At 39.5% G+C, this 20,132-nt stretch carries 24 protein-coding genes; 17 read left to right on the top strand and 7 right to left on the bottom strand.

What is annotated here, in order from left to right; genetic code table 11:
* Nucleotides 1-120: 120 nt before the first annotated feature.
* On the top strand, nt 121-1,416 hold the full coding sequence (locus SJW71_RS15410) for an MFS transporter (RefSeq protein WP_274796620.1): 1,296 nt from the start codon (nt 121-123) through the stop codon (nt 1,414-1,416).
* A 37-nt stretch (nt 1,417-1,453) separates the two neighbouring features.
* On the opposite strand, the gene SJW71_RS15405 is transcribed toward SJW71_RS15410, so the two are convergent.
* The 4 genes from SJW71_RS15405 to SJW71_RS15390 form a co-directional block, all read right to left on the bottom strand.
* Nucleotides 1,454-2,170 (bottom strand): LutC/YkgG family protein, encoded by a 717-nt coding sequence (locus tag SJW71_RS15405; RefSeq protein ID WP_312507076.1) that lies wholly within the window; start codon nt 2,168-2,170, stop codon nt 1,454-1,456.
* Nucleotides 2,167-3,597, bottom strand: coding sequence for a LutB/LldF family L-lactate oxidation iron-sulfur protein (locus SJW71_RS15400; RefSeq protein WP_431811157.1), 1,431 nt, complete (start codon nt 3,595-3,597; stop codon nt 2,167-2,169). The genes SJW71_RS15405 and SJW71_RS15400 overlap by 4 nt, the downstream gene beginning before the upstream one ends.
* Nucleotides 3,598-3,613: 16 nt before the next feature.
* Entirely contained in the window at nt 3,614-4,330 is a 717-nt protein-coding gene (locus tag SJW71_RS15395) for a (Fe-S)-binding protein (RefSeq protein ID WP_431811156.1), read from the bottom strand.
* Nucleotides 4,331-4,470: 140 nt separating this feature from the next.
* The gene (locus SJW71_RS15390) at nt 4,471-5,202 is read right to left on the bottom strand and encodes a FadR/GntR family transcriptional regulator (RefSeq protein ID WP_274796628.1); all 732 of its coding nucleotides are present in this window, start codon (nt 5,200-5,202) and stop codon (nt 4,471-4,473) included.
* 509 nt (nt 5,203-5,711) lie between these two features.
* On the opposite strand from SJW71_RS15390, the gene SJW71_RS15385 reads away from it, so the two are divergent.
* The 4 genes from SJW71_RS15385 (at nt 5,712) to SJW71_RS15370 (ending at nt 7,595) form a co-directional block, all read left to right on the top strand.
* Entirely contained in the window at nt 5,712-6,422 is a 711-nt protein-coding gene (locus tag SJW71_RS15385; protein ID WP_274796629.1) for a cytochrome c biogenesis CcdA family protein, read from the top strand.
* Nucleotides 6,423-6,474: 52 nt separating this feature from the next.
* Nucleotides 6,475-6,843: a response regulator gene (locus SJW71_RS15380; RefSeq protein ID WP_274796630.1), complete on the top strand. Its 369-nt coding sequence runs from the start codon at nt 6,475-6,477 to the stop codon at nt 6,841-6,843.
* A gap of 24 nt (nt 6,844-6,867) precedes the next feature.
* Complete coding sequence (locus tag SJW71_RS15375) at nt 6,868-7,362, top strand: CcdC family protein (RefSeq protein ID WP_274796631.1); 495 nt, start codon at nt 6,868-6,870, stop codon at nt 7,360-7,362.
* A gap of 62 nt (nt 7,363-7,424) precedes the next feature.
* Nucleotides 7,425-7,595, top strand: coding sequence for a hypothetical protein (locus SJW71_RS15370; protein WP_431811155.1), 171 nt, complete (start codon nt 7,425-7,427; stop codon nt 7,593-7,595).
* 383 nt (nt 7,596-7,978) lie between these two features.
* On the opposite strand, the gene SJW71_RS15365 is transcribed toward SJW71_RS15370, so the two are convergent.
* Nucleotides 7,979-8,407: a DUF2621 domain-containing protein gene (locus SJW71_RS15365; RefSeq protein WP_274797296.1), complete on the bottom strand. Its 429-nt coding sequence runs from the start codon at nt 8,405-8,407 to the stop codon at nt 7,979-7,981.
* A 123-nt stretch (nt 8,408-8,530) separates the two neighbouring features.
* Here SJW71_RS15365 and SJW71_RS15360 point away from each other — a divergent pair, with 123 nt between their 5' ends.
* From SJW71_RS15360 to SJW71_RS15330, 7 genes are all read left to right on the top strand, one after another.
* Nucleotides 8,531-8,746 (top strand): DUF1659 domain-containing protein, encoded by a 216-nt coding sequence (locus SJW71_RS15360; protein ID WP_431811154.1) that lies wholly within the window; start codon nt 8,531-8,533, stop codon nt 8,744-8,746.
* 14 nt (nt 8,747-8,760) lie between these two features.
* On the top strand, nt 8,761-8,985 hold the full coding sequence (locus SJW71_RS15355) for a DUF2922 domain-containing protein (protein WP_274796635.1): 225 nt from the start codon (nt 8,761-8,763) through the stop codon (nt 8,983-8,985).
* Between the two features lie 71 nt (nt 8,986-9,056).
* Entirely contained in the window at nt 9,057-9,179 is a 123-nt protein-coding gene (locus tag SJW71_RS15350) for a YvrJ family protein (RefSeq protein WP_004229459.1), read from the top strand.
* A gap of 106 nt (nt 9,180-9,285) precedes the next feature.
* Nucleotides 9,286-9,894, top strand: coding sequence for an SCO family protein (locus SJW71_RS15345; RefSeq protein ID WP_274796636.1), 609 nt, complete (start codon nt 9,286-9,288; stop codon nt 9,892-9,894).
* A 102-nt stretch (nt 9,895-9,996) separates the two neighbouring features.
* Nucleotides 9,997-10,512 (top strand): sigma-70 family RNA polymerase sigma factor, encoded by a 516-nt coding sequence (locus SJW71_RS15340; RefSeq protein ID WP_431811153.1) that lies wholly within the window; start codon nt 9,997-9,999, stop codon nt 10,510-10,512.
* On the top strand, nt 10,505-11,395 hold the full coding sequence (locus SJW71_RS15335) for a hypothetical protein (protein ID WP_341385936.1): 891 nt from the start codon (nt 10,505-10,507) through the stop codon (nt 11,393-11,395). Before SJW71_RS15340 ends, SJW71_RS15335 begins: the two co-directional genes overlap by 8 nt.
* Nucleotides 11,396-11,438: 43 nt before the next feature.
* Entirely contained in the window at nt 11,439-11,978 is a 540-nt protein-coding gene (locus SJW71_RS15330; RefSeq protein WP_274796640.1) for a DUF1572 family protein, read from the top strand.
* A gap of 39 nt (nt 11,979-12,017) precedes the next feature.
* On the opposite strand, the gene SJW71_RS15325 is transcribed toward SJW71_RS15330, so the two are convergent.
* Complete coding sequence (locus tag SJW71_RS15325; RefSeq protein WP_274796641.1) at nt 12,018-12,575, bottom strand: delta-aminolevulinic acid dehydratase; 558 nt, start codon at nt 12,573-12,575, stop codon at nt 12,018-12,020.
* Between the two features lie 315 nt (nt 12,576-12,890).
* On the opposite strand from SJW71_RS15325, the gene SJW71_RS15320 reads away from it, so the two are divergent.
* Entirely contained in the window at nt 12,891-14,852 is a 1,962-nt protein-coding gene (locus tag SJW71_RS15320; RefSeq protein WP_312507017.1) for a methyl-accepting chemotaxis protein, read from the top strand.
* A 44-nt stretch (nt 14,853-14,896) separates the two neighbouring features.
* On the opposite strand, the gene SJW71_RS15315 is transcribed toward SJW71_RS15320, so the two are convergent.
* Nucleotides 14,897-16,291: an alanine/glycine:cation symporter family protein gene (locus SJW71_RS15315; protein WP_274796644.1), complete on the bottom strand. Its 1,395-nt coding sequence runs from the start codon at nt 16,289-16,291 to the stop codon at nt 14,897-14,899.
* A gap of 249 nt (nt 16,292-16,540) precedes the next feature.
* Here SJW71_RS15315 and SJW71_RS15310 point away from each other — a divergent pair, with 249 nt between their 5' ends.
* The 4 genes from SJW71_RS15310 (at nt 16,541) to SJW71_RS15295 (ending at nt 20,086) form a co-directional block, all read left to right on the top strand.
* A complete protein-coding gene (locus tag SJW71_RS15310; protein ID WP_431811152.1) occupies nt 16,541-17,272 on the top strand; it encodes an aspartate/glutamate racemase family protein in 732 nt (243 codons plus the stop codon).
* Nucleotides 17,241-18,308, top strand: a complete 1,068-nt coding sequence (locus SJW71_RS15305; RefSeq protein WP_431811151.1) for a P1 family peptidase — start codon at nt 17,241-17,243, stop codon at nt 18,306-18,308. Before SJW71_RS15310 ends, SJW71_RS15305 begins: the two co-directional genes overlap by 32 nt.
* A 285-nt stretch (nt 18,309-18,593) precedes the next feature.
* Nucleotides 18,594-19,295: a M15 family metallopeptidase gene (locus SJW71_RS15300; protein ID WP_341385940.1), complete on the top strand. Its 702-nt coding sequence runs from the start codon at nt 18,594-18,596 to the stop codon at nt 19,293-19,295.
* Nucleotides 19,292-20,086: a M55 family metallopeptidase gene (locus SJW71_RS15295; protein WP_431811150.1), complete on the top strand. Its 795-nt coding sequence runs from the start codon at nt 19,292-19,294 to the stop codon at nt 20,084-20,086. Before SJW71_RS15300 ends, SJW71_RS15295 begins: the two co-directional genes overlap by 4 nt.
* Nucleotides 20,087-20,132 lie beyond the last annotated feature (46 nt).

The following is a 20,132-nucleotide window of genomic DNA, read 5'->3' as shown; positions in this document are numbered from 1 at the left end:
CTCGCCTCCTTTTGTTTAATTATATTAAACTTTTTCTTGCATGAAAAGGGGGAGCTGTGGTATATTTTGTTTAACATGATTAAACTTTTTAATTTAGTTAAAAAACGGAGGGGTTTTGAGATGAATGAAGCGGAGAAATTAAAGAAGGCTACCTATCATTTATGGACATTTACAGCGAGTAAAATGATTGCCATGCTAGGGGCACATGTGATGGCATTTGGTTTTAGCTTATATATATTAGCCATGACAGGGTCGGCCATGAGCTTTGCAACGAATATGATTTGTTCTGTGTTACCTCGTGCTCTTGTGGCACCTATAGCAGGGTATGTTGCGGATAATTATTCGAAAAAACGAACAATTTTACTAGCGCAGGCAGGGACTATTGTGACCGTTGGGGGGTTACTGTTATATACAGAAACGGTAGGGATGTCAGTTTACGCTATTTACATTGCTACTGTGTTTAACACGATCTGCTCTGCCTTTTCCGGTGTTACATTTTCATCAGCTATTGCTACCCTTGTTAATCCAGAGCGCTTACAGCGTGCGATGTCATTTAATCAAATGTCCATGTCCGTGGCTGCCATTGGGGGGCCAGTCATTGGCGGGATGATGTACGGATTTTTTAATATCGACGTTTTTTTAATGGTCAATATGGTGGCGTACGCTATTGCCTTTTGTTTAGAGGCAACAATGGATTTTAACCTCTATAGTACAAGAGGAAAAGATGTGAAGAAGGAAAAGGTTTGGGAAAGTCTTAAAGGTGGGTTCCATTACATCAAGCAGCGTAAAGTCATAAAAACAATTATGTGGGTAGCATTATGGATTAATTTATTCTTTTCTGCCATATCTGTCGGAGGAACATTCATTATCATTGAATTACTGAAAGTAGAATCTACGCATTTCGGCTTTATTCAGGCTTCAGGAGCAGCGGGTATGCTGGGAGCTTCCGTATACTTTGCATCAAGATCAGAGGTTAAAGTGCCATTACGTTTCTCAAAAATAAGCTTATTGCTATTGTCAGGGAGTGTAGCTTTAGCCGTCATTCCATTAGTTACAGATTTCTCCTACTTAGCAGTCGTTATCTTTTATCTAATCATTTACTTTATTTTTGCTATATTCGAGATGGGCATTAATATGCCAATTGGGGTGTATATGCAAAAAATCATCTCAGAGGAATACCGTGGACGCGTTTTAGGCTTATTAGAGACCATGGCAATGTCCATGATGCCAATAGGTATGGTTATTTACGGTATATTATATGATACTGTACCAGCAACAATTATTTTACCTGTTACAAGCGTCATTATAATTTCAATTTCACTTGTAATGTTGCGACCATCCATCTTAAGAGAAGCACATCCAGAGTATTATGATCAAAAAGCTATAGCAGAAAGTATTCCTAATTCAACAACATAACCAAAAGGCATGCATAAACTTTGCATGCCTTTGTTAATTATTGGTCCTCAATAACAATATACGTTGCTTGAATGGGGCCATGTACCCCAACGATTAAAATCATTTCGATATCTGCTGAGTTACTTGGACCCGTTATAAAGTTGATGCATGAGGCAATTTTTTCACCACGACGGATTTTTTCACTAATCCAACGTGCTGCCTGTGTCATACGAGGAACAATCGTACTTTTCGGAATTAAAATAATCGATTTTTCTGGTAAAAAACTAACACTACGTCCCTTATCCTTGCTACTAAAAAGTACAGCAGTTCCTGATTCTGCCAAGGTCATTTCACTGATTGTAATACCAATATTCGCTTTTTCAGCTTGTCGGATGTTTTCCTCCTGGTGCTGTGCATTCCATTCATAATGCTGAATATTAGCTTGTGGCCATTGTTCGGTCATTAATTGTGATAGTCCATACTCTTGGAATCGTTTATCATGCCATGTAATGATGGACTGACCCCCATAATGGTCAACAACGGATTGTAAATCTTCAGATAGCTTTGCGGTAGTGGAAATGACAATATCAGTATGAATATTAGCACACTGCTTTATTAATACCTCTACTAATTCGTCCTTTGTGGCATCTTTGAGAATGCGGTCTTGTGGCTGATATTGCCACGTTGGGCGTGAAAGTTCTATTTTTGGTGAACGTCCAAGCTGCTTTGCGATGTTGGCTAAGAAGGATTCTCGATTGTGAATGGTACCTGTCACTGGTGTTCGCCTCCTTTTGAACGGTTTTTCAACCAATCTCTAAAGCTATCTTTTGTTGGTGCAGGAAAATCCCTCGCTTCAGTCCATGCTTTTAATGGACCTGGTCCTTTCGAAATGGTGTTGTCTTTCGTAAACGGGGACATTGCTGGTGCCGCCATTTTGGTTGCCATCTTATATAAAGTAGGGGAGGAAGCACCTAAGCCAAATGCCTTCATTAATAGCTTTTCAGAAACAGGTGCTTTGCCTTCATTTTCAACGATGACTTGGCGATGGCGATGAATCAGCTGATGTAAAGGGATTTTGACAGGACATGCGTCTGTGCAAGCCCCACACAATGTAGAAGCATATGGCAATTCTTTATAATCATCATAGCCTCCTAAAAGAGGTGAAAGGACAACGCCAACAGGCCCAGAGTAGATGGAACCATACGTATGGCCACCAACATGACGGTACACAGGGCAAGCATTTACACAAGCAGCACAGCGGATACATTGTAAAATGGGCTGGAATTCACTACCTAAAATAGCCGAGCGTCCATTATCTACAATAACTAGGTGAAATTCCTCTGGTCCATCCGTATCACCCTCTTCTTTGATTCCGGTTAATGTCGTAATATAGCTAGTTAGCTTTTGACCCACCGCACTCCTTGTTAATAGGCTCACAAGAACCTCCATTTCTTCAAAGGTAGGGACAATTCTTTCCATTCCCATAACCGTAATTTGCGTTTTCGGTAAAGCCGTGACTAAATCAGCATTACCTTCATTTGTGACAAGCGTAATGGAGCCACTTTCTGCAATGGCAAAGTTACAGCCTGTTATCCCAATATCTGCGGTTAAATAGTCATTTCGTAATTTTTGTCGCACATAGAGAGCAAGCTCCTCTGGCTTTTCTGTTTGCGTGTAGCCTTGTTTTTCCTTAAAAATATCTCGAATCTGCTCTTTGTTTTTATGGAGGGCTGGCGCCACAATATGTGAGGGTGGCTCATGATCCGCGACCTGCAAAATGTATTCGCCAAGGTCTGTCTCAATCACTTCACAGCCAAGTTTCTCTAAAGCTGCATTTAGGTTAATTTCTTCTGTCACCATCGATTTCGACTTGACAATTTTCGAAGCATCCTTCTTTTTGGCAATGCCTTGAATGTAATCGGTTGCTTCTTTTGCCGTATGAGCAAAAAACACATGTCCGCCTCTTTTGGCAACATTGTCACTTAATTGATATAAGTAATAATCAAGGTTAGCTAAAACATGCTTGCGAATTTCCTCTCCATGCGAGCGCCATTCTTCCCAATGACCGAGCTCGTCAGCTTGTTGTAAGCGGCGAGTTTGAAAGCGTTCTTGCGCACTTGAGACAGCCCGACGCATAAAGTGATTGTTAAGTTCTTTTGTTACACGCTGATGGAATGGCTCATTACTTGTCTTCATTGCCATGATTTATTTCCCCCTTTTATCGGCAGTTTAAAATTTCAGCAATATGCATCACTTGAATTGGTTTCCCTTGGCGCTGAATGCGACCACCGATATTCATTAAACAGCCGGCATCGGCCCCAATTAAAATGTCAGCGCCTGTTTCTTCCACATTTTGTACTTTTTCATTGACCATTTCTCCAGAGATATCGCCCATTTTGACGGAGAAAGTGCCGCCAAATCCACAGCACCGATCTTTACCTGGGAGATCCGTGTAGTGTAGTCCTTTGACATGGCTTAATAATTTTAACGGAGCATCCGTTACACCGAGCAGACGAGTCATATGGCAGGATGTATGGTATGTAGCTTTGCCTTCGAAATGAGCACCAACATCTTCTATTTTTAAGACATGGACAATAAATTCAGTAAATTCATATGTTTTATCCGCTAAAGCCTGTGCTTTTAATGCCCATTGTGGATCGTCCTTCAGTATTTCAGGATATTCTTTCAGCATATAAGCACAGGAACCAGAAGGGGAGACCACATATTCAGCTTCCTCAAAAGCATTGATCATTTTTTTTATAGCACTTTTGGATTCTTTCACATAGCCGCTATTGTACGCAGGCTGCCCACAACAAATTTGATTTTCAGGAAAGTCTATTTCACAGCCGAGTCGTTCCAACACTTCAACAACTGCCTTTCCGACATTTCCTTGAAACATATCTACTAGGCAAGTGGCAAATAGTGATACTCTCATTTTCATCGCTCCTTTTCTAAACAACAGGTCATCTGATGACTTTTGATGGTTATATCATACAACAATTTGTTAAAAGAATAAAAGTGTTTTCAGAGAATTTTCTGAAAAAATAAAACTACCTAGTGAAGGGGTAGGTAGTTTTACTCGGAGTTGGATTCCGTTAATTCGAAATACTGTAGGAGCACCTTTTCAACATTGCTTAAATGAGAAGCCATCGCATGTTTGGCCAACTCCTCATTTTGCTGTTTAATCGCGAGGAAAATTTGCATATGTTCATCATATAATTGTTCGCTCGTTGTTTTTTTGGAATACAACCAAATTCGGCGAGTTTCTTTCATTGTTTCAATCATAAGGCCAGAAATTTGATCTAGGATGGTAACGAGTAGGGGGTTTTGAGAGGCAGTAGAAATGGCCGCATGAAATTGATAATCTACTTTTTCACCAAGCTCGCCATCACCGTTGGCTTGCTTCATATCCTCTAAAATTTGTAGCATGGCTTGTATATCCTGTTCCGTACGATGGATAGCTGCACTAGCTGCTGCTCCTACCTCAATAATCTTGCGCACCTCTAATAAATGAGCAATATCCTGTCTATTCGTTAACATCGCAGTGGACAATGGAAAATCAAGTTGATTGGATGACACACTTTTAACAAATGTCCCAGAGCCTTGTTTAATCTCAATCAATCCCATCGCTTTTAAAGCGGAGAGCGCCTCACGTACAGCAGATCGGCTAACTTGTAATTGTTCTGCGAGCTGTTCAACAGAGTCAAGACGATCACCTGGTTTTAGGACACCAGCTCTTATTTTTTCATGTAGAATTTCGGACACTTCTTCATAAATTTTTTTAGGTTTAATTTTTCTTAGTTCCAAGGAGCTACACCTCATTTTCTCGATCAAATGCTCATTTGTTATCATCATTATACATGAAAATAAGTCATTTACTCACGGATTCAAATAAACATCTTATGTAAAGAGAGATTTTGTCGAAATGTAAAGGGGGATAATAATATTATCAACTTATAATAAGGTCATCAGATGATTCGATTTTCTGATATCTTTGTCTTTGTAAATGATTTCTTACAATAGCATTTGGTCAATAGTGTCTATCGAATACAGAAGCCTATTTCAACAGTAACGCCAACTAATCGACAATGTCAAGACTGTGGGAATAAGGGGAGTGATTGCTGCTACGAAAGGGTAGAATATTGGCGCAATTTGTTGACAGAATAATAACGGGAGAGCATAATGCAAAAGTAGCGAAGTGGCACTTCTCAAAAATCTCATACTTTTGCCATGAAACGTTCACAAACTGGAAGGGCGCATTTTATTCTGTTTTTTGGTACGATGGATGCAGTAACTGTAAGGAGCGATTATAAAATATGGGATCTGATATTAACGTATTTTTAGCTTTTGGTGCAGGGTTTTTAAGTTTTATTTCACCATGTACTCTCCCACTGTATCCAGCATTTTTATCGTACATAACGGGTATGACATTAGATGAGCTAAAATCGGAAAAAGGTATGCTACAAAAACGTGCCATTTTCCACACATTATTCTTTTTACTAGGTTTTTCAATTATCTTTATTATTATTGGGCTAAGTGCTTCATTAGCGGCAGAATTTTTCCTAAATTATCAAACATTATTACGACAGGTTGGGGCTATTTTAATCGTAGTATTTGGTTTAATGATTGTAGGATTATTGCAAATAGACTTTTTAATGAAGGATCGTAAGTTTCAATTTAAAAATAGACCATCTGGCTATTTGGGGTCCGTCTTAATAGGGATTGCCTTTGCGGCAGGTTGGACACCCTGTACTGGACCCATCCTAGCGTCCATTATCATGTTAGCTGGTACAAACCCAGGTGCGGGCTTCAGCTATATGTTCGCGTATTATTTAGGATTTGCGATTCCATTCTTCGTGCTTTCGTTCTTCATTTCACGTATGACATGGATTCGTACTCATAGCCAAAAAATTGTGAAAATCGGCGGTTATGTAATGATTGCCGTTGGGATCTTATTATTCTTTGATGGATTAACGTATATTACACGCCTTTTACAGCCAATTTTCGGTGGATTTACAGGCTTTTAATTTGTTAAACTAAAGAAGCATACCGAACTTTAACGTAGAGGGAGATGAACATGTGCCGACAGTTTTAGTAGTGGATGATACGCTTTTTATGCGTGTTGCAATCAGTAATATGTTTACAGAATGGGGTTATGAGGTAGTCGGTAAGGCAGCAAATGGTAAAGAAGCTGTGGCGATGTATCGTGAGTTACAACCAGACTTAGTTACAATGGATGTAACGATGCCCGTTATGACAGGTATTGCAGCAGTAAAAAAAATTATTCCAGAATTTCCACATGCAAAAATTATTATGGTGACAGCTTTAGGCCAGCAAAAGTTAATCGTAGAAGCGATCGAAAGTGGGGCAAAGGATTTTATTACCAAGCCCTTTGAGCCAGAACGATTAAAGGCTGTAGCTGATCAATTACTTGGACAAAATTGCTAATTAGACATTAGAGGAGGATTTTTTATGTTGAGCAGTATCCCTTCTCACTATTATGTTATAGGGTCGACCATCATGGCCATTCTTATGGGAAGCTTTGTCATGGTCATTCGAATGAGAGCTTCCAAAAAGCCGACAAATGAGAAGAAAATTATTATTCCACCAATAGCGATGTCTTCGGGTGCACTGATGTTTCTATTCGAACAATTCCGCGTACCACCGATGCAAATTTTAGAGGCAGCTGCTGTCGGAATGGTGTTCTCGACGATTTTAATCGCTACTTCAAAATTTGAAGTCAAAGGTCGAGATATTTATTTAAAACGGTCAAAAGCATTCGTTTTCATCTTAATCGGCTTGTTAGTTTTCCGAGTTGTTGCGAAAATGATATTAAGTAGCTCCATCGATGTCGGTGAATTAGCAGGAATGTTCTGGATACTAGCCTTTGCCATGCTATTACCTTGGCGAATTGCTATGCTCATCCAGTTTAAAAGAGTCAAAAAAACAATTCCACAACTACACTAGTGCAGAAGCTAGTGTAGTTTTTTTATGCTCATAAGCGTGAAGAGGTGTTGGATCGCATTCTTATGGGGTGGATTGAAGCGTGGGATAGTAAGGCGAAGGTGGTGGTTAGAACTCCAAATGTGGTGGATAGCAACGGGAAAGTGACGGATAGAAGTGAGAAAGTAGTGGATAAAACAGCAAAAGTAGCGGATAAAACCTGCAAAGAGAAGGATAGCGCCAAGAGAAGGGGATAGAATCGCAAAAGTGGAGGATAAAACAGCAAAAGTGATGGATAAAACAGCAAAAGTGATGGATAAAACAGCAAAAGTAGCGTATAAAACCTGCAAAGAGAAGGATAGCGCCAAGAGAAGGGGATAGAATCGCAAAAGTGGAGGATATAACAGCAAAAGTGATGGATAAAACAGCAAAAGTAGCGGATAAAACCCGCAAAGTGAAGGATAGAGCCAAGAAGCGTGGATAGAACAGCGAAAGTGATGGATAGAATCGCTAAAGTGATGGATAGAACAGCAAAAGTAGCGGATAAAACCCTCAGAAGGAAGGATACAACTCGATAGCCAGCAAGCATGCCATAACAAAAGGAAACGCTGCACAAAATGGATGTGCAGCGTTTTCATAATCATTCAAATAAGTGTTCGTATGGGGCGATGTCAATTTGCATTTGTTCTAATTTTTTGCGTAAAAATTTGTGATCGCGCTTGGGTGTTGCTTGGATATAGCCACGAATAATGAGGTCATTGTTAATGGCAGCTGCTTTTTCCTCTAAAGCGAGCTCACCGATTTTGCCTGCGATTTTTTCCTTTGCTACTTGTCTAAAGAGCTCAGGTACTGGACTTACTAGCTCATAGAGTAAGTCCTTTTCAGCTTGTCCCCATAAGTGAATTGTTTTATCTAAATAATATTCCTGCCAATCTAAGTCAGATTTTCCATCCTGCTTAGGTAATGCTTTTAAGAATTTACGGAACATAAAGAATCCGCCAATAGCCATCAATGAAATGAGGACGACAACCCAAAATAAAATAAACCATAAAAACCAACCTTGTAACAAATCGTTCACCTCTTTGCCTTCTCTCACTCTATTATAAGAGCTTCTGAAAAAAAATTCATCCTATAATGTCCCTTTTTTAGCAATTCATCTTTATATAGTGTGCAAGAAGGGAGGTGACGTTAGATGGCAAACGTTAACTTTATTAGTGCAACTCTGCGTCTCAGGTATGAAGATGGCTATGATGAGCAAAATGAACCGAAATTCACAACAAAATCGTATCGTAATCTTAACAACACACATAGTGCGGATGATTTACTAGCTGTGGCGCATGCTATTGCAAGTCTTTCATCACAGACTTTGTCTAGCATTGCAAAGCAAGAAACAAGCGATATATCTTAAGGGGGGATTACAGCATGGCACAAGTATTAGAGTTACAATTTGCAACAGTGGATGGTAAAACGACAACACTAACGATTGATGCTCCAAAGCCCAATGTCTCAGTGGCTGAAATTCAGCAGGCAATGGAAACGATTGTGGCGAAAAATGTATTTGCCGGACAGGTAGGGGCTTTGTCTGCCATTAAGGGGGCACGCCTTGTAGATCGTCAAGTAACGGAATTTGATGTAGCAACAGAATAATTCATCGATGGCCTTTGCAATTGGAACTGCAAAGGCCATTTTTTACCGTAGGAGAGAGGAGAGGAGACCTAATGGAACAGTGGTTAAACATGATATCCGATATCGGTTTTCCGATTTTAGTGTCATTTTATTTGTTGCACCGCGTCGAAGTAAAGCTGGATGCGATTCATGCTGCACTCGTTTCGTTAAAATGAAATCCATTTCACAAAGATGTACGAAAGCTGTCACTTAGTAGTTCTTGTCAACGCTTACAACCTACGTTAGGATGAGGATAGTGTAAGGTTAGGGAGAGTGTTGACCATGAAACGTAAATTACTAGGGCTAGTTCTACTGCTGACTTGTGCATCCGTGCTAGGAGCATGTGGAAATTCAAAATTTAAAGCAGATTATAGCCTGGAAATACCCGAATTTGAACATGTAAATCAACGTGGTGAAACGATTTCACTAGAAAGTTTGAAAGGCAAGCCTTGGATCGGCATGTATATATTTACGAACTGTGTGTCGATTTGTCCGCCCATGTCATTGAATATGGCACAAGTGCAAGAAAAGCTCCAGAAAAAAGGAGTAGAGGATTATCATATTGTTGCCTTTTCAGTAGATCCAGATGTGGATAAACCAGAGGTGTTAGCCGATTATCTTAGTAAATACAATGTACCAGATGAATCAAAATGGAACCTTCTAACAGGATATTCACAAAAATATATTGAACAATTTGCTGTGAAAAATACCAAAATTTTAGTGAAAAACGACCCTAACAGTGATCAAGTCATACATGGTAATCAATTTTTCTTAGTCGATAAAGATGGTGTTATCGTCAAAATGTATAATGGCTATGCTGAAAATATTGAAGATGTCCCAATTGATACGATAGCTTCTGATATCGAAACATATATTGATGAAAATTTATAAAAAGCAATAAACCGTCTCGGACTTAAGAGACGGTTTTTTTGTTCTGGAAAAATAATCTTTTTCTAGTTGAGCATCGTTTATAGTGTAGAAGGAGGGACAAGCATGTCTAATAACGAAAAATTAGAGCAACTAATGGCTATACATACGGAGCAATTATTTCGAATTCCTTATTACTATACAAAGGATTTACAACTAGCCGAGGATATTGTGCAGGATGTTTTTATTAAATTCTACCATCAAAAACATTATGAAGAACGAGGAGAAATGAAGGCTTACTTGGCACGCATGACGATTAATAAATGTAAGGATTACTTAAAAAGCTGGGCATATCGAAAAATTACATTTCAGCATAAATTTTTTACCAAACAAAAGTCGGGCTTACAGGATACACTTATTCTTCAGGATGAACAAGATTTATTAGATGAAGCAATTTTACGGTTACCCATTAAGCCACGAGAAGCGATTGTCTATTATTACTTAGAGGAAATGACAATTAAAGAAATTGCTGAATTACTTGAGATTCCTGAAGGTACGGTGAAATCACGTTTAAAAAAAGGGAAAGAGCTTTTAAAAGTAGATTTACAAAATATCGAATGGGAGGTACTTTTCCATGGATAAGCATACAATGCATATTTTGAAGGATGTCACAGCTCATAAAGAGGCGATCATTCAAAACGTTCGACAACAAATCCAACAGCAAACACATCCATCCAAGACAAAGTGGACATATCGTGCAGTCACAATGTTGATCACTTGTTCGCTCTTACTATTTATTGCGTGGCAAGCAACACAACCAATGAATCAATTGGCGACTGAGGTAACGGATGAAGGGGAAGTACCTACATTCACTGAATTATTTCAGACAGAGGTAGATGGAACTGCTACAACATACAGTCAGTATTTTCAAATTGCCGATTCACTCAATCACCGTGAAAATATCAAGTATTATGCTCCGCTTCAAGGTTTCGGGGCTATGCAAGAAGTAGCATCTACAATGGGGGATGCAGTCCATCTAATTGAGCCTAAAGATCTGCCGTTTCAAGCAAATATTCAGGAGGTCTATGCGGTAACTTCAGATATGAAAGATGGTAGCCTACAAACGCAATTTCAATTTAGCTTTAAAGAAAAATCTCTTGCAGGTGTAGATTTGCAGTATATTCATTTTACAATTACGAACGTAGAGCGTAACCCATTAGCTAACCGTAAACTTACAGAAAATATTGAGAACATTGAGGGGAGTAACCTCAAGAATGTAGGCTTTAATTTTTTGAACCCTTTGTATTATCGAGAGATGACTCCAGACCGAGGTTTTGCATATATATACTATGATTATGATGAGGCAGATAAGCGAGTCTTTCGAATGACTACAACCAGTGCTAATGAATTTTATACGTATGATAACGGATATGTTTATCATATTGGTTATCGAATAAATGGTGATCAAGAAGAAGTCCAAGAAAAAATGGTAGCCATCGTAAGAAAATTTATTTCTGGCAATTAGCTCATCCTATTGTAAAATGATAGAAAAGAAGGGATGGGGGTCAATGACAACGATTGCGCAAACCTATTTACAGGTTGTTCAAAAGAGATTCCAAAATGTGAAAGAGTTAGGGGATAAGGCTCTTGCCCAATTAGAAGAGGAACAGCTGCACTGGGCGTATAATGAAGAATCTAATAATATAGCTGTCATTGTGAAGCATGTTAGTGGCAATATGATTTCACGTTGGACGAATTTTTTAACGACAGATGGTGAGAAGGCTACAAGAAATCGGGATGATGAGTTTATGGATAGTCTTCATACAAAAGAATCTATTATCGCAGTTTGGGAAAAGGGCTGGCAAGTCTTTTTAGATACTTTGGCGAGTTTAAGCGAATCTGATTTGGAGAGGCATGTTACCATTAGAGGAGAGCAGCTAGCTGTGATCGATGCCATTGAGAGACAAATGGCTCATTATGCACAGCATGTTGGTCAAATTATTTATATTGCGAAACAAGTAAAGGGCTCTGAATGGCAAACATTAAGTATAGCAAAAGGGGAGTCTCAAGCTTTTACAGAGGCCATGCTAGAAAGAAACCAATCATAAATACACAAGATCGTAGCAATCATCTGTTGCTACGATCCTTTAATTTGCTACATAAAGCTTGTACATGGCTGTTTCAGAGTCAATGGCTTGCGCAAGGTCAAACGCCTCCTGCTGACTTTTTTGATTAGTGATGATTTCATAAAAATAACGAATAACAAACATAAGATTCGCATTGCCGTCAATATAATCATCAGGTGCTAAATAGGATTGACAGCCACTCGCTAAAAAGGCTGTTGCTAGCTGCTGCCAACCTAATGTACAGCCTGTTGCTAGAACTTTGACATTTTGTAGCCGGCAATAGGACTCAATATGCCTTGGTCCAAAGTATAGATCTTGAGGTTCATCGTTCTCATACACTTCTTCGCCTAACTCGGGTAAACAAAAGCGCCCTTCATTGCCGTGGAAATTTAAAATAAGATAGTCCATTCTGCCATAAAGGTCCTCTCCAGATAAGACATCAATCAAATCATTGGGTCTTCCAATCAAATGCAGTGTGACCCTGGCGCCAAATGATTCAAGTGCCGCTCTAATGGCCATGGATTCGAAATCACAATCTGGTCCAACTACTAAATTTACATATAACTCTGGTTTACTCAAAGTCTCTTCACCTCCATTATTAGTATAAATGAAAAGTTAATATTACAGGATACATTGTCAATTGCTGATGTTCAGCAGGCTATTTATTTACTAGAATAAGCGAAATTACTCCTATATTGTCATCATAATAATGGCGAATATAGGGGATTTTTATTTTTCGGGAAAGACTGAATAGTAGGAAAATCATAAAATTGTTTGAAAAAATTTTTTTCGTCCGATAAAAGTAAGGGGAGAAATGTTATGCAGATAAAGAAAGGGAAAGATGGTGGAAAAATAGAGTATTTTTTCACGTGTAAATTAAAAGGAGACTGATATATGAAGAAACTATTTAGCAGTTTTAAAGGCAAGCTTTATACGCTATTTGCGCTTGTATTACTTATCCCTGTGATATCTGTGGGGAGTTTATCCTACTTATCTGCAAAAGATTCCATTAAAGAAGAAATTTTATTTAGTGCCAATGAAAGTGTAGGCATTTTAAATAAGCTTATTGATAAAACCATTAGCGAAAAAATGGATGAAATTAACGTCTTTAGTAGTGAAGTAGATGCTCAACAGTATGAGCAAGCACAAGCATCGATTGTGTCAAAATTACAGCAATATACTAAGCTGAATCCAGATGTTTTGAGTGTTTATATTGGCATGAATAACGGTGACTTTACACAGGAGCCTCGATTAAATGATGCGGACTACAATCCATTAGATCGAGATTGGTATAAAGAGGCAACAGCTCTTAAAGGAGAAACCCTAATCACTAACCCTTATAAGGATGCAGGAACCGGCGATATGGTGGTGACAGTTGCCAAACAGATTAAGGATCACTCTGGTGTTGTGGCAATTGATATCAAGCTAACAGACCTGCAAAAAGTTGCCGATTCGATTCGGATTGGGAGAAATGGCTATTCCTCTATTTTTGGGGAAAATAACTTAGTCATTTCACATCCGACCCTAGAAGCAGGCGGAGAGCTGAAAGAAAGCTTCCTTGATAAAATGTACGAAAATTCATCGGGCACTTATGACTATGTCTTTGACGGTGATGATCGAATCCTGTTCTATACAACAAATGAATTAACAAATTGGAAAATTACCGGAACAATTTTTGCTGAAGAAATTGATGAGTCCGCTTCCTCCATTTTGTATCATACAATTCTTGTATTAGTGGCAGCTATTATTATTAGTTCCATCGTCTTTTATTTTGTAATGAAGGCCATTATTAAACCAATTAAAGCATTAAAGGACAGCGCCGTTACAATTAGTAAAGGTGATCTCACAGAGACGGTGACGGTTTCTTCAAATGATGAGATTGGTCAATTAGGGCAGGCCTTTAATGACATGCAAGAAAGCTTACGGACACTAATTCAAAAGATTGAACAAAACGCAGAGGAAGTCGCTTCGTCAGCAGAAGAGCTAACAGCCAATGCGAATCAGACAAGCATTGCGACTGAAAAAGTAGCGATTTCGATTCAGGATGTCGCAACAAGTGCTGATTCTCAAACGATTAGCGCCAATAAAAATGCAGAGTCACTGCATGAGCTTTCAACAGCTATTCTTCACATAGCGGAAATCTCCTCTGCTGTAACCGATCTTTCACAGCATGCAACATTGCAAGCAGATGAGGGTGGACAAGCCGTTCAAAATACAAAGGATCAAATGCAGTCCATCCATTTATCCGTAGCGGATTCCAATGCGAAAATCCAAACTTTACATGAACGATCACAGCAAATTACATCTATTTTAGATGTCATTACAAGCATCGCAGATCAAACTAATTTACTGGCACTAAACGCAGCAATAGAGGCAGCACGAGCGGGTGAACATGGAAAAGGCTTTGCGGTTGTGGCAGATGAAGTGCGCAAGCTAGCCGAGCAGTCACAGGAATCGGCAAAGCAAATTTTTGAGCTGATTCGAGGAATTCAACAAGAAACAGAGCAATCTGTTACCATTATGGCGAAGGTGACGGAGGATGTGCAAAGTGGATTGCATATTTCAGATGAAGCTATTACAAAATTCCAAGTTATTATGGCAAGTATGAATGAAATTACGCCTAAAATGGAGGAAGTATCCTCAGCCTCAGAGCAAATGTCTGCAGGTGTTCAAGAGGTTGCAGCAGTGACGGAAGATCTGGCATTCTCAGCAAAAGGTAATGCAGCTGCGTCAGAGGATGTAGCGGCATCGACAGAGGAACAATTAGCTTCAATGGAAGAAATTAATGCCTCTGCTCAAGCACTAGCACATATGGCAGATGAATTAAAGCAACTCATTAGTCAGTTTAAATATTAAAGCAAAACGCCACTCCTGTTTATTTAGGAGTGGCGTTCGTTGTTTTATCGATCTTCTTCCCAACAATCTGTATTTTTTAACGTTGGAATCGATTTTGCATAAAAGACAGGGTTTTTACCAGCTTTACGTTGTAGGGTAAAGTCGTCTAATACAAGGAAGGCAATTTTTCCAAGAAGCATAATAATAGCAATATTGATGAGAGCCATGAGACCCATAAATAGGTCAGCTAAGTTCCACACAAGCTGTACCTGTGCTAACGAGCCAAACATTACCATAACTAACACTAAAATACGATAGCTAAACATCCAACCTTTATGGGCATTCATAAATTCAATATTGGATTCACCATAATAATAGTTACCGATAATCGAGCTAAAAGCAAAGAAGATGATGGAAATGGCAATGAAATATGGAGCCCAGCCCCCAACATGCACAGCTAAAGAATCTTGCGTCAAAATAATGCCGTTGCTTTCACCTGTATCATATAAACCAGCTAAAATAATGATAAAGGCTGTCGCCGTACAAATCATAATCGTATCAAAAAAGACACCTAAGCTTTGTACAAGCCCTTGCTTCGCGGGATGTGAGGTATTGGCAGTAGCTGCTGCATTAGGCACACTACCCATACCAGCTTCATTGGAAAATAAACCACGACGTACCCCTTGCATGATAGCCGCACCGATTGCTCCACCAGCCGCTTCTTGAAGACCAAATGCGTGCGTGAAAATTAGTTTGAATACATTCGGTATTTCAGATAAATTTGTCACCACAACAAAAAGGGCTACAAGTAAATAAAAGATCGCCATGACAGGTACAAGAATTTGTGTTACTTTTACAATTCTATGTACACCACCAAAAATAATTAATGCTGTTAACACTACTAGCATAACCCCGATGGCCTTTGGACTTATGTCAAATGCATCTCCAACTGAAGTTGCGATAGTATTCGATTGTACAGCGTTAAAAATAAATCCAAAGCTTAATGTTAATAGAATACTAAAGATAATACCTAGCTTTCTTTGACCTAATGCCTTCTCCATATAGTAGGCAGGTCCACCTCGGAACGTATCGCCATCCTTGACTTTGTACACCTGCGCTAAAGTACTTTCGATGAAGGCGGTTGCCATCCCTAAAATAGCGATAATCCACATCCAAAATACAGCACCAGGGCCCCCGACACCAATGGCTAAGGCAACACCTGTGATATTCCCAGTGCCAACACGTGAAGCGGCACTAATCGTAAAGGCTTGAAACGGTGACACACCCGATTCGCCATCTCTTTTTTCAACAATCAGACGAAACATTTCAGGAAAAAGACGAATTTGTACAAACTTTGTACCAATTGAAAAATATAATCCTGCTGCTAAAAGTAAAATAATCAGGATATATGTCCATAAAATATTATTTCCGCTATCTACAATAGATGAAATCCATTCCATAAGTTGTCCTCCTTTCATACAATACGTTTAAGTCTACACTGTTTTTTTATAAAAAATCAACTTTTCTAAAATAAAGAATTATATTAAAATTTTGCGATTTCAAAATAGTAAGTTAGAAATTGTATTTTTAATTATTGTTTCATAGTAAACTACAATAATTATTTTATAGAAAATTATAGGTATTTGGAAAATTCTCTTATTTCTGCGCATGTTCCGCGTATAATAATAGAAAAAAGGAGAGTGATTTTGATGAAAACAATCGGCTTAATTGGTGGCATGAGCTGGGAATCGTCTGCACAATATTACAGACTTATCAATGAACAAATCAAACAACAGCTCGGAGGCTTACACTCTGCGAAATGTATCCTATATAGTGTTGATTTCCAGCAAATTGAGCATTTTCAGGCTAGAGGAGAGTGGGACAAGGCGGGCGAGGTCCTTGCTCAAGCAGCACAATCACTTGAGCGAGCAGGTGCAGATTTTATCGTTATTTGTACGAATACGATGCATAAGGTCATTGATATTATTGATGCATCTATCACCATTCCTATTTTACATATTGCGGATGCAACAGCTCGGCAAATTAAAGAAGCAGGCCTACAGAAAATTGCCCTTCTTGGCACGAAATATACAATGGAGCAAGCTTTTTATAAAGCAAGAATAGAGGACTTTGGTATTGAAGTCATTGTGCCAAACGAACATGAGCGAATAGAAGTAAATCGTATTATTTATGAAGAACTATGCTTAGGCAATATTGTGCCAGCCTCTAAGTCATACTATGTCCACGTTATCGCCGAGCTTGTGAAAGCTGGTGTAGAAGGGGTCATTTTAGGCTGTACAGAGATTGGTCTGCTGATTCAACAGGAGAATGTTACGATTCCAGTATTTGATACAACAGCCATCCATGCACAGACTGCTGTAGCGATGGCTATTCAGGAGGGAGCAAATTATGCAGGGGAAAGTAAGACAATTAGGCATTAAAATTGGCACCTTACCAGTCGGCAAAAAAAACTGTATTACCGACGTAGCTGGAGTCCGAGTGGGTCATGTCACACTGGATGAGCCATTAGATCAGCATGGAGGCTATGCGTGCACGGGCGTCACAGCCATTTTACCGCATAGCGGCAATGTATTTCAGGACAAGGTGACGGCTGCAAGTTATGTGCTGAATGGCTTTGGAAAAACGACAGGGCTTGTACAGGTCAATGAACTAGGGGTTATTGAGTCACCCATTATGCTAACCAATACTTTCGGTGTGCCAGCAGTTACGCAAGGCACGATGCGTTATATGCTAGACATGAATGAAGACATTGGCCTCACAACGGGAACCATTAATCTCGTTGTAGGCGAATGTAATGATAGTTATTTAAACTCCATCAGAGCCTGTGCTGTGACACCAGAGCATGCCATCAAAGCGATTCATCAAGCCTCCAACGATACCGCACAGGAGGGAGCCATTGGTGCAGGAAAAGGCATGATGTGTTTCGGCTATAAAGGAGGGATTGGTTCATCTTCTCGTCTTGTTAAAATTGAACAACCTGATGTTAGCTATACAGTTGGCTGCTTAGTTCTTAGTAATTTTGGACAAAGTACAGACTTTTTAGCCGAGCATTATGTAGCTTCACTTACTCAAAGCAAATCGACCTTATCACCAACAGATGGCTCCATTATTATTGTCCTTGCGACAGATGCTCCACTAAGTAGCCGACAATTGACCCGCGTCATTAAACGTTGTGGCATCGGTCTAGGACGGACAGGCAGTCATTTTTCGCATGGTAGTGGCGATATTGTCATTGGCTTTACAACTGCCCATCGTATTCCTCATAGCACTGACCAGCTAGTGGAAACAAGAGCACAGCTACGTGAGGACCATCCTATCATGAATCAATTATTTGCTGCTGCTGCTGAAGCAACAGAGGAAGCCATTTTGAACTCACTTTCACAGGCACAGACAACGGTTGGTCGTAATGGACATACGGTAGAAGCATACTCATTTCAAAAAGCTATTAAAACATAGACCATGTTTCAATAGCTTTTTTTGTGCACTAACAGAGGATTCGTCATTTTTTTAGCATGAGTGAGCCATACATTGAATAAAATCCTTAAATAGAGGTTTTTCGACGGTATGCTGCTGGAATATGTGTCATTATCAGAGAATGACCATTATTTTGTAATTATTCTTTTTTTATCTAGTCAATGCTAGAGAGTTGTGATAATATTCATTTTAAAAAACTGAATTATCCAAAAATTCTAAGGGTGGTGTTCCAGGATCGTCAAACTATTTCAACCAATAGCAGCTGTAATGGAAAGGAACCATCCTAATACGCCGTCTGTATGTGAAAGCAATGAGCCGCTTATTCAGATCCCTGCTGCCCATCCGAGATTATTCATTGAGCCTATCTATTATCAGCAACAAATCCCTGATAGTTTACGAACAATTTATGTACGTAAAGGGGTTTTTGAGCGTTTGCAGCAGGCGTTAACATTATTACCACAGGAATATAGTCTAGTACTCTATGATGGCTATCGTCCTTTTCAGGTGCAACACTATTTGTTTAGTCATTTTTCGAGGCAATTAGCTCAACAAATGCCGCAGGCGACTTCTCAAGAGATCATGCAAGCAACAAAAAGGTATGTAGCCTTTCCAAGTGAACAGTCTGCTCATCTAGCACCTCATTTAACAGGAGGTGCCATTGATGTAACGCTTGCTGATGTAACTGGGAAAGCTTTGGATCTTGGAACAGCTTTTGATGAAATGAATGAAAAATCAGCTACACGGTATTTTGAACAGCATACAGCAGAAAATCCTCTGGCCTGTCGGCATCGGCGCTTACTGTATAACTGTATGACGCTTGCAGGGTTTACCAATTATGCAGAGGAATGGTGGCATTATGATTATCACAATGTGGCATGGGCCAGACGTGTTCAAGCGCAAGTAGCCTATTACGGAGCAGTACACGCAACAATTCAAAATCATACTGTAAAGGAGTTTCGATTTCTATGAAAGTATATATTAGCGCAGATATTGAAGGCATTACTGGCACAACCTCATGGAGTGAAACTGAGTTAAATGCGCCAGATTATCAATTTTTCCAAAGACAAATGACGCGAGAGGTAGAAGCAGCAATTGAAGGTGCGATCGCAGGAGGGGCCACAGAAATTTTATTAAAAGATGCACATGATTCAGCTCGAAATCTGGATATTTCCAATTTGCCAATCAATTGTAAAGTCATCCGTGGCTGGACATACGATCCTATGTGCATGGTAGCAGGTCTTGATCAAAGCTTCGATCGTGCTATTTTTATTGGCTACCATAGTAAAGGAGGAAGTGAACGTAATCCCTTAGCCCATACGCTTTGCACATATGCCGATGTCAAAATTAATGGTGAATATGCAAGTGAATTTTTAATCAATACGTACGCAGCAGCCTTGCACGGTGTTCCAGTATCCTTCGTTAGCGGTGACGTGGGGCTCACAGAAGAAATACAGGCGTTAAATGACCACATTGTAACGTTTGCGACAAAAGAAGGCGTAGGAAATGCAACGATTAGTGTCAGCCCACAGCTAACCATTAGGGAAACGAAAAGACTGGTAGAATCTTCAATGAAGGTGCCCCGTACTGCTTTGCAGGTGAAGTTGCCAGATCGCTTCGTGGTAGACATTATTTACCGTGATCATACAAGAGCCTACCGCAATTCTTTCTATCCAAATGCCACATTCAAGCCACATAATACGGTGAAGTTTATAACCGACGATTACTATGAGGTTCTACGACTATTGCAATTTTTAACGTGAAGAGAGTTTTTCTTTGAGTTGATGAAGGAGTGAGTGGGTTCGCTCG

It is taken from the genome of Lysinibacillus sp. FW12 (assembly GCF_050817245.1).
In the GTDB taxonomy this organism is placed as follows: Bacteria; Bacillota; Bacilli; order Bacillales_A; family Planococcaceae; genus Lysinibacillus; species Lysinibacillus irui.
Note: the sequence above shows the minus strand (reverse complement) of the source record. Positions and strands in the feature narration are given on the sequence as shown.